This window comes from Mycobacterium colombiense (assembly GCF_001672755.1).
In the GTDB taxonomy this organism is placed as follows: domain Bacteria; phylum Actinomycetota; class Actinomycetes; order Mycobacteriales; family Mycobacteriaceae; genus Mycobacterium; species Mycobacterium colombiense_C.
Genome location: NZ_LZKI01000111.1, coordinates 1 through 3,596, shown reverse-complemented (window position 1 = coordinate 3,596; position 3,596 = coordinate 1). Strand labels below are relative to the sequence as shown.

Genomic DNA, 3,596 nt, shown 5'->3' with positions numbered 1-3,596 from the left:
GTACATCGATTACACGCTGTGGCAGCGTGCGCAGCTCGGCGATCTGGCCGATCCCGAGAGCCCGATCGGCGCGCAGCTGGCTTATTGGGAGCAGGAGCTGGCCGGGATGCCCGAGCGGCTGGCGTTGCCCACCGATCGGCCCTACCCGACGGTGGCCGATCAGCGCGGCGCCAGTGTGGCCGTGGAGTGGCCGGCCGAGCTGCAGCAGCGGGTGCGCAGCGTGGCCCGTGAGCACAACGCGACCAGCTTCATGGTGATGCAGGCCGCCTTGGCGGTGTTGTTGGCCAAGCTCAGCGCCAATTCTGATGTGGCGGTGGGGTTCCCGATCGCCGGGCGCGGTGATCCCGCACTCGATGAACTGGTGGGCTTCTTCGTCAATACCTTGGTGCTGCGCGTCGATCTGGCCGGGGATCCCAGTGTCACCGAGCTGCTGGCCCAGGTGCGAGCACGCAGCCTGGCCGCCTACGAGCACCAGGACGTGCCGTTCGAGGTGCTGGTGGAGCGGCTCAACCCGACCCGAAGCCTCGCCCATCACCCGCTGGTCCAGGTGGTGTTGGCCTGGCAGAACTTCGCCGGGGACCCCACCTCCGGGCTGGCGTTAGGTGATGTGCAGGTCACCCCGATGCCGGTGGACATGCGCACCGCCCGGATGGACCTGACGTTCTCGTTGGCCGAACGCTGGAGCGAGGCCGGTGAGCTCGCCGGGATCGGCGGGACGGTGGAGTTCCGCACCGACGTGTTCGACAGCCAAAGCATCGAAACGCTGATCGAGCGGTTCCAACGGGTGCTGGCGGCCATGACCTCCGACCCCAGCCAGCGGTTGTCGTCGCTGGATGTGCTCGACGACGCTGAGCACGGCCGTCTGGATCGGTGGGGCAACCGGTCGGCGTTGACTCGGCCCGTACCCATGCCGGTGTCGATTCCGACCCTGTGGGCCGCCCAAGTCAAGCGTGCGCCCGAAGCGCTGGCGGTGACCTTCGACGGCCACTCGATGACCTACCGGGAGCTCGACGAGGCGTCGAACCGGTTGGCACATCTGCTGGCCGGCCTGGGCGCCGGCCCGGGCAAGCGTGTGGCGCTGCTGTTGCCGCGGTCGGCCAAGGCGGTCGTGGCGATAATGGCGGTGCTCAAAACCGGGGCGGCGTATGTCGCGATCGACCCGGCTGTGCCGACGGCCCGGATCGAGTTCATGGTTGCCGATGCCGCACCGATCGCCGCGATCACCACCGCTGGGCTGGCCGACCGGTTCGACGGGCGTGGCCTGCAGGTCATCGATGTCGATGATCCTCGCATCCCCGGCTACCCGGATACGGGATTGCCGGCGCCGGCCCCCGAGACGATCGCCTATCTGATCTACACCTCGGGCACCACCGGTGTCCCCAAGGGCGTAGCCATCCCTCACCACAACGTGACCCGGCTGCTGAGGGCACTGAACGCCGACGTGGAACTGTCGCCGGAGCAAGTGTGGTCGCAGTGTCATTCGTTGGCCTTTGACTTTTCGGTGTGGGAGATCTTCGGTGCGCTGCTGCATGGCGGGCGGCTGGTGGTGGTGCCCGACTCGGTGGTGCGCTCGCCGGAGGACTTCCACGCCTTGCTGGCTGTTGAACAGGTCAGCGTATTGAGCCAGACGCCGTCGGCGTTTTATGCGCTGCAAGCGGTCGATGCGCGGGTGGACGAGCTGGGATCTCAGCTGAAGCTGGAGACGGTGGTGTTCGGCGGCGAGGCGCTGGAACCCGAGCGTCTCGGGACGTGGCTGCGCAAGCATCCAGGGTCGACGCGGCTGATCAATATGTATGGGATCACCGAGACGACGGTGCATGCCTCGTTCCGCGAGATCAGCGTGGCCGACATCGACCGCAATGTCAGCCCGATCGGGGTTCCGCTGGTGCACCTTGGCTTTTTTGTGCTGGACGCGTCGTTGCGTCCGGTGCCGGCCGGGGTGGTCGGGGAGTTGTATGTGGCCGGCGGCGGGCTGGCCTACGGATATGTGGGCCGCGCTGCGTTGACCGGATCGCGGTTCGTGGCCTGCCCGTTCGGCGAGTCCGGGGCGCGGATGTATCGCACCGGGGATCTGGTGTGCTGGGGTGCCGATGGGCAGCTGGATTATCTGGGTCGCGCCGATGAGCAGGTGAAGATCCGCGGCTACCGCATCGAACTCGGGGAAATCCGCGCCGCGCTGGCCGCGCTGGATGGGGTGGAGCAGGCGGTGGTGATCGCCCGCGAGGACTCTCCCGGCGACAAGCGCCTGATCGGCTATGTCACTGGAGCCGCTGACCCGGCCGATATTCGGGCCCGGTTAGGTCAGCGGCTCCCCACCTATATGGTGCCGGCCGCGGTGGTGGTGATCGACGCGCTGCCGTTGACGGTCAACGGCAAACTGGATACCCGTGCCCTGCCGGCACCCGAATACACCGACGGCGACCGCTACCGCGCGCCAGTCACCCCCACCGAGGAGACCCTGGCCGGCATTTACGCCCAGGTTCTCGGACTCGAGCGGGTCGGGGTCGACGACTCGTTCTTCGACTTGGGCGGGGATTCCCTGTCGGCGATGCGGGTGATCGCCGCGGTCAACAGCGCCCTGGATGCTCACCTTGCGGTGCGCACCGTGTTCGAGGCGCCCACCGTCGCCCAGTTGGCGGCACGGATCGGCGGAGATGGGGACGCGCGTAAGCCGTTGGTGGCCGTGGAGCGGCCGGCGGTGGTGCCGTTGTCGTTTGCCCAGCAGCGGTTGTGGTTCCTCGACCGGTTCGAGGGCGGGGTGGCGACCTACAACATTCCCACCGCGTTTCGGATCAACGGGGTGCTCGATATCGAGGCGCTGGGGGCGGCTATCGATGATGTGATCGCCCGTCACGAGTCGCTGCGCACCATATTTCCCGACGTCGATGGTGTGCCGTTGCAGCAGGTGTTGCCGGCCGCGGCGGGAATGTGGCGGCGCGGGGACGCGGCGGTGGTGTCGTTGACCGAGCAGGATGTGGTCGGCGAGTTGGTGGCGCTGGCGGGATATCGATTTGATCTGTCGGCCGAGATTCCGATTCGAGCACAGATCTATGCGGTGGGCCCCGAGCAGCATGTGGTGGGAATTGTGGTGCACCACATCGCTTTTGATGGCTGGTCGCTGGCCCCGATGGTCCGTGATGTGGGCGAGGCGTATCGGGCACGGCGGCAGGGCCGGGCCCCCCAGTGGGAGCCGTTGCCGGTGCAGTATGCCGATTACACGCTGTGGCAACAGGATTGGTTGGGTGCCGAGTCCGACCCCGACAGTGTGATCGCCGGGCAGCTGGGGTATTGGCGGCAGCAGTTGGCTGATCTGCCCGAAGTGGTGTCGCTGCCGGCGGATCGGGCGCGCCCGCAGGTGCCCAGTTATCGCGGCGATGAGGTGGAGCTACGCATCGACTCGCAGACCTGGGCGGGGGTCAAGGCGTTGGCGGCGGCGCACAACGCGACGGTCTCGATGGTGTTGCAGGCGGCCATGGCTGTGGTGTTGCACCGGGTTGGAGCCGGCGAGGACGTGGTGATGGGCGCGCCGATCGCCGGGCGGATGGATGCGGCGCTGGATGAGCTCGTCGGGTTTTTCGTCAACACCTGGGTGTTGC

Annotated in this window: 1 protein-coding gene; it reads left to right on the top strand. The window is 67.4% G+C overall.

Annotated elements, in window-relative coordinates:
- A partial coding sequence (locus tag A5708_RS15165) for a non-ribosomal peptide synthetase (RefSeq protein WP_155766034.1) occupies positions 1-3,596 on the top strand: 3,596 nt, incomplete at both ends.